The organism is Brachybacterium sp. sponge, assembly GCF_001613775.1.
Lineage (GTDB): Bacteria > Actinomycetota > Actinomycetes > Actinomycetales > Dermabacteraceae > Brachybacterium > Brachybacterium conglomeratum.
Genome location: NZ_LRMP01000001.1, coordinates 845,592 through 858,040 on the forward strand (window position 1 = coordinate 845,592; position 12,449 = coordinate 858,040).

Consider the following 12,449-nt stretch of genomic DNA (forward strand, 5'->3'; position numbering starts at 1 on the left):
TCGAGCCGGACCCCACGAGGGGGCGCGGACGCCCGCCGACCTGCTCCGTGCAGGACGGCGGGCGTCCGCGCCCCCACGGCAGCCCCAGGGTCAGTCCCCGGTCCCGCACGCGCCGTCGAGCCGTCGAGTCGTCGCGCCGCCGCGCCGCCGCGACGGCGTGACTCTCCTCACCTCTGTCGGCCTGCCGCGCCGGTGCGAGGAGCGACGGAGACGAGTTTCCTCTCGCACGCGCGCGCGAGGCGCGCGCTCCGCCACCCCGACCGCACGCGGTGGAGCGGCTCAGGGTCACTCGCTAGACTCCCCGCCATGACCCGCCGTGACGCCGCCGCCCACGCACGCCCGGGGTGCTGACGGTGTCAGTGCTGTGGACCCTGCTGCTCCTCGCCGCGACCGTCGCCGTCACCCCGGTGCTGGACCGGCTGATGGGCCGCGCCGCCTGCTGGGTCCTCGCCGCCCTCTACCTGGCCGCCGCCGCGGCGCTGCTGCCCGCCACCGCCGCCGTGATGGCGGGCGGGGCCGGTGACCCGGCCACCACCTTCGCCGTCCCGTGGGCGCCGCAGTGGGGCGTGGAGTTCGCACTGCGGGCCGACGGGATCGGCATCGTCTTCTCGATGATCGCGCTGGTGATCGGTGCGGTGGTGCTCGCGTACTCGGCCCGGTACCTCCCGGTGGGCCGCAATCTCAGCTTCTCCCTGGTGATGGCGCTGTTCACCCTGTCGATGGTGACCCTGGTGCTCGCCGACGACCTGGTGCTGCTGTTCATCGCCTGGGAGCTCACCTCGATCGCGTCGTTCCTTCTGATCGCCCGCTCCGGCGCGGCCGGGCAGGCCGCCTCGATGCGCACCCTGCTGATCACCTTCCTGGGCGGCCTGGCCCTGCTCAGCGCCGTCGCGCTGATGGTGCTGCGCCTGGGCACCACCTCCCTCAGCGAGGTGCTGGCCGACGGGATCTGGCAGCAGGACCCGGCGTTCACCACGCTGGTCGCCCTCCTGGTCGCGGTCGCGGCGTGCACGAAGTCCGCCCAGTTCCCGTTCCACGTGTGGCTGCCTGATGCGATGGCCGCGATCACCCCGGTCTCCGCCTACCTGCACGCCGCCGCCGTGGTGAAGGCCGGCATCTTCCTGCTGCTGCGCTTCAGCCCCGCCTTCCACGACGTCCCCGCCTGGAACGTGCTGCTGATCGTGGCGGGGATCGCCACCGCCTTCGTGGGCGGCTTCCTGGCCCTGCAGCAGGGCGATCTGAAGAAGCTGATGGCCTACTCGACGGTGAGCCAGCTGGGTCTCATCGTCACCCTCATCGGCGTGGGCACCGAGTACGCGATCCTCGCCGCCGTGCTGCACACCATCGCGCACGCCCTGTTCAAGTCCGGGCTGTTCATGATGGTCGGCGTGGTGGACCACGCCGTGCACACCCGCGAGCTGCGGCGCATGCCGGCGCTGTGGCGCACCATGCCCGGCTCCTTCGCCGTGACCGTGCTGGGCTGCATGTCGATGGCGGGCCTGCCGCCGATGCTCGGCTTCGTCTCCAAGGAGTCGCTGCTCACCGGCGCGCTCGAGACCGGCGGACCAGCCTGGGCGCCCTGGGCGGTGGCGCTCGGCATCGCCGGCGCCAGCGTGCTCACCTTCGCCTACTGCGCCAAGATCGTGCTGGGCGCCTTCGTGGACGGCCGCGACGAGGAGCTCCTGGCACGCGTCGACGGCGAGCGGGCGCCGTCGGCCCCCGACGCGCACGACGCCACCGGCGCGCTGGTGCGCGCCGAGGACGCCCACGCCCCCGGCCTGCTGTTCCTCGGCCCGGCCGCGCTGCCGATCCTGGTGGGCCTGCCGCTCGCGCTGGTGGTGGGGGTGCTGGACACCCCCGTCGGCCGCGCGATGGACGCCGCCCTGGGCGGCGAGTTCCACCCCCACCTGGCCTTCTGGCACGGGATCACCCCGGAGCTGGGCCTCACCGTCGCCATCATCGCGCTGGGCGTGGCGATCGCGCTGGCGCGGAAGCGGGTGCTGCCCGCCCTGGAGGCGCGGCCCTTCCCCGTGGACGGCGCCCGCGTGCTCACGGCGGTGGACCGCCTCGCCGAGCGCGTCGCAGCGTGGCTGGTGCGCCCCATCGCCACCGATGACCCGATGCGCCACCTGGGCGCGATCCTGCTGGCCTTCGCCGCGGTGGTGCTGGGCTCCCTCGCGGTGCTGTGGGGGGACCTCGCCCCGCTGCAGCAGGGCATGAACCGCGGAATCGACGTGATCCTGCTGGTGCTGGTCACCGCCGCGGTGATCGTGGTGTGCACGCGGCGGGACCGGCTGGGCGCGGCGGTGGCGCTCTCCGCCGTCGGCATCCTCGCCACCGTGCAGATCCTGGCGCTGGGCGCCCCGGACGTCGCCCTCACCCAGCTGCTGGTGGAGTCGCTGACGATCATCGTGATCATGCTGGTGCTGCAGCGGCTGCCGCAGCGCTTCGAGGCCCCGGAGCGGGACGGCGCCCCCCGCCGCTCCCGCCGGGCGGGCGCGCTGCTGGTCGCGGTCCCGGTGGGTCTCGCCGCCGGTGCCGGCGTGTTCCTGTTCATGGGCCGGCGCGGCCGCAGCGAGGTCGCCGAGTACTACATCGATCATGCCGAGGAGATCACCGGCGGCCACAACATCGTCAACGTGATCCTGGTGGAGTTCCGTGCGCTGGACACGCTCGGCGAGCTCTCCGTGCTGGGCATGGCGGGCGTGGCGATCGTGGCCGTGCTCTCCAGCGTGCGCCACATGTTCATCGACCCCGCCCGCGCCGACGAGCAGGTCGACGCCCCGCACCTGCGCGAGGAGGGCACCTCCGCGCACCGGGCCATCTCCTCGGCCTGGGGCAACGCCGCCGCGCTGCAGCTGATGGTGCGCGTGGTGGGCCCGATCCTCGCGCTGCTGTCGCTGATGCTGTTCCTGCGCGGCCACAACGCCCCCGGCGGCGGCTTCATCGCCGCCCTGGTGGGCTCCGCGATCGTGGCGCTGCTGTACCTGTCCACCTCGCGGGACCGCCAGATCGGCCCGCCGCGCCTGCCGCTGCTGCTGATCGGCGGGGGCGTGCTGGTGGCGCTCGGCTCCGGGGCGTTGGGCTTCCTCCACGAGGGCTTCCTCGAGCCGCTGCACGGCTACCTGCTGGGCCAGCACGTCTCCACCTCGATGATCTTCGACCTGGGCGTGTACCTGGCGGTGCTGGGCCTGGTGATGGTGGCCGTGAACCTGCTGGGGGCCGGCGCCACCACGGGCGAGAAGTCCGGCGAGGGCACCCGTGAGCGCACGGACGAGGCGGTGGAGGGCGAGCTGCCCGGCCCGCTGGACACCACCCGCGGCGAGCCCGCGCGCCGCCGACGGGTCGGGGTGGGCACCGCGCACCTGACCGCCGGAACGAAGCCGAGGGAGGCCGGACGCCGATGATCCTCGCCCTGACCGTGGCCGTGCTCGTCACCGGCGGTGTGTACCTGCTGCTGCAGCGCAGCATGGTGCGCGCCGTGTTCGGGATGACCCTGCTCAGCCACGCCGCGAACTTCGCCCTGCTGGCCACCGGCGTGCCCGGCTGGCGGGCCGAGCCGCTCACCGACCTCTCCTCCCGCGCCGACATGGCCGATCCGCTGCCCCAGGCGTTCGTGCTCACCGCGATCGTGATCACGATGGCGGTCACGATCTTCATGCTCACCCTCGCGGTGATCGGCCGGGACGACGACATGACCGCCCATCCCGACACCGGGGAGACCCACGACTGATGATCCCCGCCGTGAACCCCGCCCTGCTGCCGCTGTTCGTGGTGGTGCCTCTGCTGGGCGCCGCCGCGCTGGTGGTGGTGCGCCGCCGCCCCGTGGAGGTCGCGGTGATGCTGGGCGCCCCGCTGCTGGTGGCGCTCGGCGCGCTGTGGCTGATGGCCTTCCACCGCACCGTGCCGGTGCTCTCCCACGCCGTCGGCGGCTTCTCCGACGTGCTGGCGATCCCCTTCGTCTCCGACACCCTCAGCGCCGTGATGCTGCTGGTGACGGCGCTGTCCACGCTCGCCGCCAGCGTGTTCCTCGTGCTCACGGGGGAGGCGCGGTACCGCTTCGTGCCGCCGCTGGTGCTGCTGCTGAGCGCCGGCGTGAACGGCGCGCTCATCACCGGCGACCTGTTCAACCTGTTCGTGTGGGTGGAGGTGATGCTGATGCCCTCCTACGCGCTGATCGCGCTGACGGGCACCTGGCGTCGCCTCGGCATCGGCCGACTGTTCGTGCTGGTCAACCTGCTCACCTCGACGGTGCTGCTGATCGGCGTGGGGTTCGTGTACGGCACCGCCGGCACCGTGAACCTCGCCGCGCTGGCCGGTGCCGGCGGCGAGAACCCGGTCACCGCCGCGGCCCTGACCGTGGTGCTGCTGGCCCTGGCCGTCAAGGGCGGCATGGTGCCGGTGCACTCCTGGCTGCCGCGCGCCTACCCCGCGACGTCGGCCGGGATCATGGCGCTGTTCTCCGCCCTGCACACCAAGGTGGCGCTGTACGCGATCTACCGCATCGTCGCGGTCGCCTTCGGCGACGAGCTTCCGTTCCTCACCGTGTTCGCGGTGCTGGTGCTGGCCACGATCCTGGTGGGCGCGTTCTCCACCGCCGCCGCCACCCGGGTGCGCACCGCGATGGGCCATCAGATGGTCACCGGCGTGGGCCACATCCTGCTGGGCCTGGTGCTGCTCACCCAGCTCTCCGTGACCGCGGGCATCCTCTACCTGGTCCACCACGTGATCTCGATGTCCTCCCTGCTGCTCACCACCGGCGCGCTCGAGCACACCTACGGCTCGGGCCGCCTGGACCGCCTCAGCGGCCTGGCCCGGCGCGAGCCGTGGGTGATGGCCGTGATGGCGCTGGGCATGTTCAGCCTGGTGGGCCTGCCGCCCACCTCCGGCCTGTGGGGCAAGGTGGGCCTGCTGCAGGCCCCCTCCGAGCAGATCACCGGCGGGGACGCCGTGCTGGGCTGGGCGGCGCTGCTCGCCGTGGTGATCGCCTCCGTGGGCTCCCTGCTGGGCCTGCAGCGGGTGTGGCGCCGCCTGGCCTGGGGTGAGGACATGACCACCTACCGGCCGGACGATCCCACCACCGGCCGCGGCGAGGAGCAGCCGCTGCCCGACGAGGTGCGGGTGCCGCGGCGGCTGCTGGCCCCGGGGGCGGCCATGATCGCGCTGTCGATGGCGCTGTTCGCGGGGATCGGCGTCGTGCTGCCCAGCATCGACGTGGCCGCCACGGACCTGCTGGATGTCGAGGCCTACGTCGAGGCGGTGATCGGCTGATGCGCGCCTGGTACACGTTCACCTATGTGCTGTGGATCATCGGCGAGATCGTGAAGGGCTCCTTCGCGGTGGCCGGCGGGGTGTACAGCCCCCGCACCCGCAGCTCGCCCGCGATCGTGGAGTACCCGCTGCGGGCCGCCACGGACCTCGAGATCATCGCGATGGCCTCCTCGATCACGATCACCCCGGGCACGCTGGTGGTGGGCACCGCCCACGGCACCCTCGAGGAGGGCCCGAGCCTGTTCGTGCATGTGCTGTTCGCCGCGTCGCGCGAGCAGGTGGTCGAGGACCTGCGCGAGATGGAGCAGCGCCTGCTGCGCGCCTCCCGCGGGCCGGGCGGGGCCGAGGCGGCGCTGCTCCCGCGCCGGTCGCGCAGTGCGGCCGACGAGCGCTTCGCGGACGGGCGCGCCGTGCGTCGGATCCGCGCCGCGGGCCATCGGACGGGTCCCGGCGGGCACGCCGGAGCGGGCGGGTCCTCGCACGAGCAGCCCCGCGAGCAGGAGGAGGACGAGCGATGACCATCATCCTGTGGACCACCGTGGTGCTGCTGGGCGCCGCGATCCTGGTGGGCCTGTTCCGGGTGGCGACGGCACCGGACCCGGCCAGCCGCGCCGTGGTGGGCGATCTGGTGTTCTTCTCCGGCATCGGGGTGATCGTGCTGATCGGCCTGGTGAACTCCTCCGCCGCGGCGGTGGACGCCGCGCTGATCGCCTCCGTGCTGGGGATCCTCGCCACCGTGGCCCTGGCCCGCATCCTCACAAAGGGGCGCCGATGAACCCCGTGCTCGACCTCGCCCTCACCGTGCTGATCGGCGTGCTGCTGATCGGCGGCGCGTTCTGGATGCTCACCGCCGCGCTGTCGATGTTCCACGCCCGCGACTCGTTCAGCCGCATCAACGTGCTCTCCCCGGCCACCGGCCTGGGTCTGCCGATGATCGTGATCGGCGCCTTCCTGCAGCACACCCGCACCGGCGGGCTGGACCCCGTCGTGCTGGTGAAGACGCTGCTCACCGTGCTGGCACTGATCATCGTCTCCTCGATCGCCTCGAACGTGCTGGCGCGAGCCGCCTACCTCTCCGGCTCGCCGGTGGATCCGCGCACGGCCCCGCAGGACCTCGCCCGGGCGCCGGGCGAGGGGGAGCAGGAGCCGCACAGCGACGACGGGGGGGCCTCCGGGCCGGGTGCCGGGGACTGACGGTCTCCAGCCGGACGGCGGAGGGAGGCGAGCTCTGGGTTCGCGCAGACGATCCCGGCGGCGCCGCCTTCTGGGCACAGCACCCCGTCCCCTCCTCTTCGTCTCCTTGATCTGTTGACGCGCTGCCCCGCGTGGCTACCGGCTGGAAACTTCGTGCCCTGCTCGCTATCGTGGCGGCGTTTTGCTGATGGGGCGCAGTGCCGGCACGCGGCCGGGGCCTGCGCCCTGCTCCGTCCGGTGACCACCTGTCATCGGCCGCTTCCCGCTCGTCGGGCACCGGCTCCTGCCGGCGGGGAACGCCGCCACAGCGTGCTGCGGCACGTGCGCGAAGAACGGATGACCAGTCTGTGACGACATCCACCACCACCTCCTCCCCCGGACCCGGTCCCGAGCCGGCGACCACCTCGGGCGAGATCTCCTTCGAGGACCTCCCTCCCCGGCGGACCATCAAGCAGGCCGTGGCCGCCTCCGCGATGGGCAACGCGACCGAGTGGTACGACTACGGCGCCTATGCGGTCGTCGCGACCTACATCGCGGCCCACTTCTTCCCCTCGGGCTCCGAGGGGCTGTTCTGGACCTACGCGTTCCTCGCGATCTCCTTCCTCGCCCGGCCTTTCGGCGGCTTCGTCTGGGGTCCGCTCGGGGACCGCCTGGGCCGCAAGCAGGTTCTCGCGCTGACGATCATTCTGATGTCCGCGGCGACCTTCCTGATCGGCGTGCTGCCCACCTACGAGCAGGTGGGCATCCTCGCCCCGATCCTGCTGGCCGTGCTGCGCCTGGTGCAGGGCTTCTCCACCGGCGGCGAGTACGGCGGCGCGGCGACCTTCATGGCCGAGTACGCGCCGGACAAGCGCCGCGGCCTGTACGGCAGCTTCCTCGAGTTCGGCACCCTGGGCGGCTTCGCGCTCGGCACCGTGGTGGTGCTCGTGCTGCAGCTGATCATCGGCGAGGACGCGATGGCCGCCTGGGGCTGGCGCGTGCCCTTCTTCGTCGCGGCGCCGCTGGGCCTGATCGGCCTGTACCTGCGCTCGCGCCTCGACGAGACCCCGGTCTTCCAGGAGCTCGAGGACGCCGACGAGGCGGTCGAGAGCGCCACCGGCGGCCTGCGCGACCTGATCGTGCGCTACTGGCGTCCGATCCTGGTGATGTCGGGGCTCGTGATCCCGCTGAACATCGCGAACTACACGCTGCTGACCTACATGCCGGGCTATCTCGAGACCAAGATCAACCTCTCCGCGAACGAGTCGCTGATGGTGATCCTGATCGGCGAGGTCGCGATGATGGCGGTGATCCCCTTCTGCGGTGCGCTCTCGGACCGGGTGGGCCGCAAGAGGATGTGGTGGTTCTCGATGATCGGCCTGTTCGTCATGGCCGTGCCGATGTACATGCTGATGGGGCAGAGCTTCGGCCTGGCGATCGTCGGCTTCGCGGTGCTGGGCCTGCTGTACATCCCGCAGCTGTCCACCATCTCCGCGACCTTCCCGGCGATGTTCCCCGCCCATGTGCGCTTCGCGGGCTTCGCGGTGACCTACAACGTGTTCACCTCGATCTTCGGCGGCACCGCCGCGCCGCTGAACGAGGCGGTCGTGGAGTCGACCGGGTTCCTCGAGTTCCCGGCCGTGTACGTGATGCTCGGCTGCGCCGTCGGCATGGTGGCGCTGCTGTTCCTCAAGGAGACGGCGGGCGCGTCCCTGCACGGCACCGAGATCCCGGAGTCCGAGCCCGAGGACTACGGCCTCGAGGCGATCCAGGAGGAGGACGCCAAGATGGACGCCTGCGGCCGCTGAGCCACGGCGCCGGAGGGACAGGGGGAGTGCGACCGCACCCGACCCGCTCACCCGGCCGCTGATCGCCGGCGCCCGTCGCAGAGGCCCGGCCCCGGATCCACGAATGCGGGGCCGGGCCTCTGCCTGCGTCGCCGCCGGGGAGGACTGCGTCGTCGCCGGGGGAGGATGGGGCCATGACCGCCGCGCCCGTCCTGCCCCGCCGCCGCCCCTTCCTCCAGCTCGACGTCTTCGCCGACGCGCCCCAGCGCGGCAATCCCCTCGCCGTGGTGCTCGAGGCGGAGGACCTGGCCGACGAGGACATGCAGCGCATCGCGCAGTGGACGAACCTCTCCGAGACCACCTTCCTGCTGCCGCCCACCATGGCGGAGGCCGACTACCGGGTGCGGATCTGGACTCCCTCGGGCGAGCTGCCCTTCGCCGGCCACCCCACTCTCGGCACCGCCCGGGCCTGGCTGCACGCGGGCGGCGTCCCGTCGGGCGAGCGGATCGTGCAGGAGTGCGCGATCGGCCTGGTCGAGGTGCGGCGGAGCGAGGTGGGGCATGACGCGGGGCTGGACGACGTGCGGTCGCTCGACACGGCAGGGCCGTCCGACGTGCATCGGAGCGAGGAGCCGGCGGGGGAGCGCCTCGCCTTCGCCGCCCCGCCGCTGCTTCGTGAGGGCCCGCTCGCCGAGGACGAGGTGGGCCGCATCGCCGCGGCCCTCGGCATCCCCCGCGCCGCCGTGCGCGGCCACACCTGGGCGGACAACGGCCCGGGCTGGCAGGTGCTCGAGCTCGAGGACGCCGAGCAGGTGCTCTCCCTCGAGCCCGACGTGGCCGCGCTCGGGAACCGGAAGGTCGGCGTGATCGGGCGCTGGGGGAGCGGGCAGCGGGACGCGCTGGGCGATGCGTCCCCCGATCCGGACGCCGCGCCGCTCTACGAGGTGCGGGCCTTCGCGCCCGTCGGCGTGGAGGACCCGGTCACCGGCAGCCTCAACGCCGGGATCGGCCAGTGGCTCGTCGCTCGCGGAGAGGCGCCCGAGCGCTGGACCGCCGCGCAGGGGACGGCGCTCGGCCGCGAGGGCCGGGTCCACCTCGAACAGGCGGCCGACGGGACGCTGTGGGTCGGTGGGTCGACGGTGCTCACTGTCGAGGGCACGATCATGGCCTGAGCGCCTGAGCGCCTGAGCGCCTGAGCGCCTGAGCGCCTGAGCGCCTGAGCGCCTGAGCGCCTGAGCCCGTCACCCCTCCCCGGGAGCCACGAGCCCCTCCATCGCGCGGCAGATGCTCGCGTGCACCTCGCTCTCGCCCTCCTCGGCCGCGACCTCCGGATCCCACTCGAGCTCCGACGCGTCCTCGTCGGCCGGGCCGAACAGCCACCAGATGTTGTGCCACGGGTCCTGGAACCTCGCGATCGTCGAGCCGTAGAACGGCGAGACCTCGGTGATGACGCGTGCACCCCGCTCCCGGGCGCGGCGCAGCACCTCCTCCGGGTCCTCGACGTTGACCTGCAGCATCGCGGGGGTGAAGGGCCAGTCGGGCTTCGAGTCGACGACCATCAGGCAGGCGTCGCCGATCCGGGCCTCGGAATGGATCAGGAGCCCGTCGGTGTCCACGGCATGCGCCTCGAGGGTCTCGACCGCGTCGAACACGGCGGCGAGGAAGGAGTGGAAGCCGCGGGCCCCGTCCGGGCCCTTCACGATCGCGAAGGAGTTGAGGCTGCCGTAGCCGCCGGTGAGGCGAGAGGTCGGGGTGAAGAGCGTGGTGTCCATGCCTCGATCCTTCGCCGTCGGGCGGACAGCTCCCGTCCGCGAAGTGTCGTCCTGCCGGAGCCGCGTTCTGCCTACGCTGGTCCCATGGTGACGACTCTCCCGTACGGCTCCTGGCCCTCGCCCCTGACCGCCGACCTCCTCGCGACCGGCGGCACCCGCCTGGGCTCCCCGCGCCTCGTCGGCCGGGAGGTGTGGTGGACCGAGGGGATCGCCACCGAGGGCGGTCGCCAGGCGATCGTCCGCACGGCGGGCCCCGTCGCGCTCCCGCCGGCCGAGGGGGCCGAGGGGGCGGCCGCCCTGTCCGTGCCGGCAGACCGCGTCACCGTCCTGCCCGCCCCCTACAACGCCCGCTCGCGCGTGCACGAGTACGGCGGGTCGAGCTGGAGCGTCGTCCCCGCGCCGGGCCCGGACGGACAGCCGCCGCTGGTCGTCTTCGTGAACTTCGCCGACCAGCGCGCCTACGCGCTGCGCGAGGGGGAGCAGCCCCGCCCGCTCACCCCCGTCGGCCCCGAGGTCGAGTCCGCACACGGACCCTCGCTGCGCTGGGCGGACCCCACCGTCGTCACCCTCGTGGACGGCACGACAGAGGTGTGGTGGGTGTGCGAGGACCACGCCGGCCTCGTCGGCCGCACCGCCGGGGCCGACGGCCCGAGCCCCGACGGCGGCGCCCCGCGCCCTGACGGCGGCACCCCGCCCACCGACTCCGACGTCACCCCGCCCGCCGACGCCGACGGCGCCCCGCACATCGAGCGCAGCATCGTCGCGGTCCCGCTCGACGGCTCCGCCGCGGAGGATCCCGCCGCCCTGCGCCGCATCACCCCCGCCTCCCGCTTCGTCGCCCACCCGCGCCTCAGCCCCGACGGCACGCGCCTGGCCTGGATCAGCTGGGAGCACCCGCAGATGCCCTGGGACGGCACCGAGCTGCACGTCGCACCGCTGCTCGACGGCAGCGCCGGAGAGGGCGAGATCATCGCCGGCGGCACCGACGTCTCGGTGCTCCAGCCCGAGTGGCTCGACGACGAGCGCCTCCTGTTCCTCTCCGACACCACCGGCTGGTGGAACCCCTGGACGTGGTCGTCGGCCGACGGCGCCCGTCAGGTCCTCGAGCGCGAGGAGGAGTTCGCGGGGCCGATGTGGGCGCTGGGCACCACCTGGTGCCAGGTGCTCGACGCCGACCGGGCCCTCGTCCAGCACGGCCGCGCCGCGACCTCGCTGTCGGTGCTGCGGATCAGCACCGGCGAGCTCGCCCCGCTGGACTGCCCGCTCACCGAGGTCGGCGGCATGCAGCGCCGCGAGGACGGGCTGCTCGTCCTCGCCGGCGCCTCCCCGACCGCGTTCGGCGCGATCCACCTCGCCGAGCTGCGGCTCGACGACGCGCCTGGCCTGTCCGGCCCGTCGGCCGCATCGACCGACGCCGCCCCCGCGGCCGCACCGACCTATGCCGCCCCCGCGGCCGCCTCGACCGGTGGCGCGCCGTCGGCCGGACCGACCCCGTCGGCCGCACCGTCCCTCTCTGCGCTCACCCTGCTGCGCTCCTCCCGCGACGACGCCCCCGACCCCGGGCTCCTGCCCGAGGCGGAGAGCATCGAGGTGCCGCTGGCGGACGGCGGGGTGGTCCACGCGATCGTGCACCGCCCTCGTCAGGAGGGCCTCGCCGGGCGCGAGGGCGAGCTGCCGCCGTTCATCGCGCAGGTCCACGGCGGCCCCACCGCGCACGTCCCGCCGGTGCTCTCGCTGCCCGTCGCCTACTACACCTCCCGCGGGCTCGGCGTGGTGGTCGTGAACTACGGCGGCTCCAGCGGCTACGGCCGTGCCTACCGCGACCGGCTCAAGGGCCAGTGGGGCGTGGTCGACGTCGCTGACACCGTCGCGGTGATGGAGCACCTGGTCGCCGAGGGGATCGCCGACGGGGAGCGGCTCGCGATCGAGGGCGGCAGCGCCGGCGGCTGGACCACGCTGGCGTGCCTGACCCGCACGGACGCCTTCGCGGCCGGGGTCTCCAGCTTCGGCGTCGCCGAGCTCGAGCAGTTCCGCCTGGACACCCACGACTTCGAGTCCCGCTACATCGACGGGCTCGTCGGCCCCTATCCCGAGCGGCGGGACCTGTACGTCGAGCGCGCCCCGCTCAGCCACGTCGACGAGCTCGAGGTGCCGGTGCTGCTGCTGCAGGGCGACGAGGACCGGATCGTCCCGCCCAGCCAGTCCGAGGCCTTCCGCGACGCGCTCGCCGCCAAGGGCATCCCGCACGCTTATCTGCTGTTCGAGGGCGAGCAGCACGGCTTCCGGAAGGCGGAGACGATCGTGACGGCGATCGAGTCGTCGCTGTCCTTCTACGGGCAGGTGCTGGGCTTCAGCCCGGCCTGCGTGCCCGTGCTCGCGCTGGAGAGCAACTGAGGGTGCGGTGACCGGGAGCAGGGGGCGGGGGAGACGATGACGGATCCGAGCA

General features: G+C 73.3%; 10 protein-coding genes. 9 read left to right on the forward strand and 1 reads right to left on the reverse strand.

The annotated features are described in order from the left end of the window. The first annotated feature begins 344 nt into the window (after positions 1-344). From A4A78_RS03780 to A4A78_RS03815, 8 genes are all read left to right on the forward strand, one after another. Entirely contained in the window at positions 345-3,407 is a 3,063-nt protein-coding gene (locus tag A4A78_RS03780) for a DUF4040 family protein (protein ID WP_082835169.1), read from the forward strand. Then, complete coding sequence (locus A4A78_RS03785; protein ID WP_062947065.1) at positions 3,404-3,733, forward strand: sodium:proton antiporter; 330 nt, start codon at positions 3,404-3,406, stop codon at positions 3,731-3,733. Before A4A78_RS03780 ends, A4A78_RS03785 begins: the two co-directional genes overlap by 4 nt. Beyond that, positions 3,733-5,271 carry a monovalent cation/H+ antiporter subunit D family protein gene (locus A4A78_RS03790; RefSeq protein WP_062947066.1) on the forward strand — a complete coding sequence of 513 codons (1,539 nt, stop codon included), beginning with the start codon at positions 3,733-3,735 and terminating at the stop codon, positions 5,269-5,271. Before A4A78_RS03785 ends, A4A78_RS03790 begins: the two co-directional genes overlap by 1 nt. Further along, entirely contained in the window at positions 5,271-5,789 is a 519-nt protein-coding gene (locus tag A4A78_RS03795; RefSeq protein WP_062947067.1) for a Na+/H+ antiporter subunit E, read from the forward strand. Before A4A78_RS03790 ends, A4A78_RS03795 begins: the two co-directional genes overlap by 1 nt. Next, the gene (locus A4A78_RS03800) at positions 5,786-6,046 is read left to right on the forward strand and encodes a monovalent cation/H+ antiporter complex subunit F (protein ID WP_062947068.1); all 261 of its coding nucleotides are present in this window, start codon (positions 5,786-5,788) and stop codon (positions 6,044-6,046) included. The genes A4A78_RS03795 and A4A78_RS03800 overlap by 4 nt, the downstream gene beginning before the upstream one ends. Then, positions 6,043-6,465 (forward strand): monovalent cation/H(+) antiporter subunit G, encoded by a 423-nt coding sequence (locus tag A4A78_RS03805; RefSeq protein ID WP_062947069.1) that lies wholly within the window; start codon positions 6,043-6,045, stop codon positions 6,463-6,465. The genes A4A78_RS03800 and A4A78_RS03805 overlap by 4 nt, the downstream gene beginning before the upstream one ends. A gap of 347 nt (positions 6,466-6,812) precedes the next feature. Continuing rightward, positions 6,813-8,252: an MFS transporter gene (locus A4A78_RS03810; protein ID WP_369816728.1), complete on the forward strand. Its 1,440-nt coding sequence runs from the start codon at positions 6,813-6,815 to the stop codon at positions 8,250-8,252. Between the two features lie 173 nt (positions 8,253-8,425). After that, positions 8,426-9,403, forward strand: coding sequence for a PhzF family phenazine biosynthesis protein (locus A4A78_RS03815; RefSeq protein ID WP_062947070.1), 978 nt, complete (start codon positions 8,426-8,428; stop codon positions 9,401-9,403). A gap of 69 nt (positions 9,404-9,472) precedes the next feature. Here A4A78_RS03815 and A4A78_RS03820 read toward each other — a convergent pair whose 3' ends face one another. Further along, positions 9,473-10,003: a glyoxalase/bleomycin resistance/extradiol dioxygenase family protein gene (locus A4A78_RS03820; RefSeq protein ID WP_197466624.1), complete on the reverse strand. Its 531-nt coding sequence runs from the start codon at positions 10,001-10,003 to the stop codon at positions 9,473-9,475. A gap of 84 nt (positions 10,004-10,087) precedes the next feature. Between A4A78_RS03820 and A4A78_RS03825 the strand changes: the two genes are divergently transcribed. Next, on the forward strand, positions 10,088-12,397 hold the full coding sequence (locus A4A78_RS03825) for a prolyl oligopeptidase family serine peptidase (protein ID WP_062947071.1): 2,310 nt from the start codon (positions 10,088-10,090) through the stop codon (positions 12,395-12,397). The last annotated feature ends 52 nt before the right edge of the window (positions 12,398-12,449 follow it).

Coding starts and splice junctions, on each gene's coding strand:
- A4A78_RS03825 (WP_062947071.1), top strand. CDS start 10,088: ATGGTGACGACTCTCCCGTACGGCTCCTGGCCCTCGCCCCTGACCGCC.
- A4A78_RS03800 (WP_062947068.1), top strand. CDS start 5,786: ATGACCATCATCCTGTGGACCACCGTGGTGCTGCTGGGCGCCGCGATC.
- A4A78_RS03785 (WP_062947065.1), top strand. CDS start 3,404: ATGATCCTCGCCCTGACCGTGGCCGTGCTCGTCACCGGCGGTGTGTAC.
- A4A78_RS03805 (WP_062947069.1), top strand. CDS start 6,043: ATGAACCCCGTGCTCGACCTCGCCCTCACCGTGCTGATCGGCGTGCTG.
- A4A78_RS03795 (WP_062947067.1), top strand. CDS start 5,271: ATGCGCGCCTGGTACACGTTCACCTATGTGCTGTGGATCATCGGCGAG.
- A4A78_RS03815 (WP_062947070.1), top strand. CDS start 8,426: ATGACCGCCGCGCCCGTCCTGCCCCGCCGCCGCCCCTTCCTCCAGCTC.
- A4A78_RS03820 (WP_197466624.1), bottom strand. CDS start 10,003: ATGGACACCACGCTCTTCACCCCGACCTCTCGCCTCACCGGCGGCTAC.
- A4A78_RS03790 (WP_062947066.1), top strand. CDS start 3,733: ATGATCCCCGCCGTGAACCCCGCCCTGCTGCCGCTGTTCGTGGTGGTG.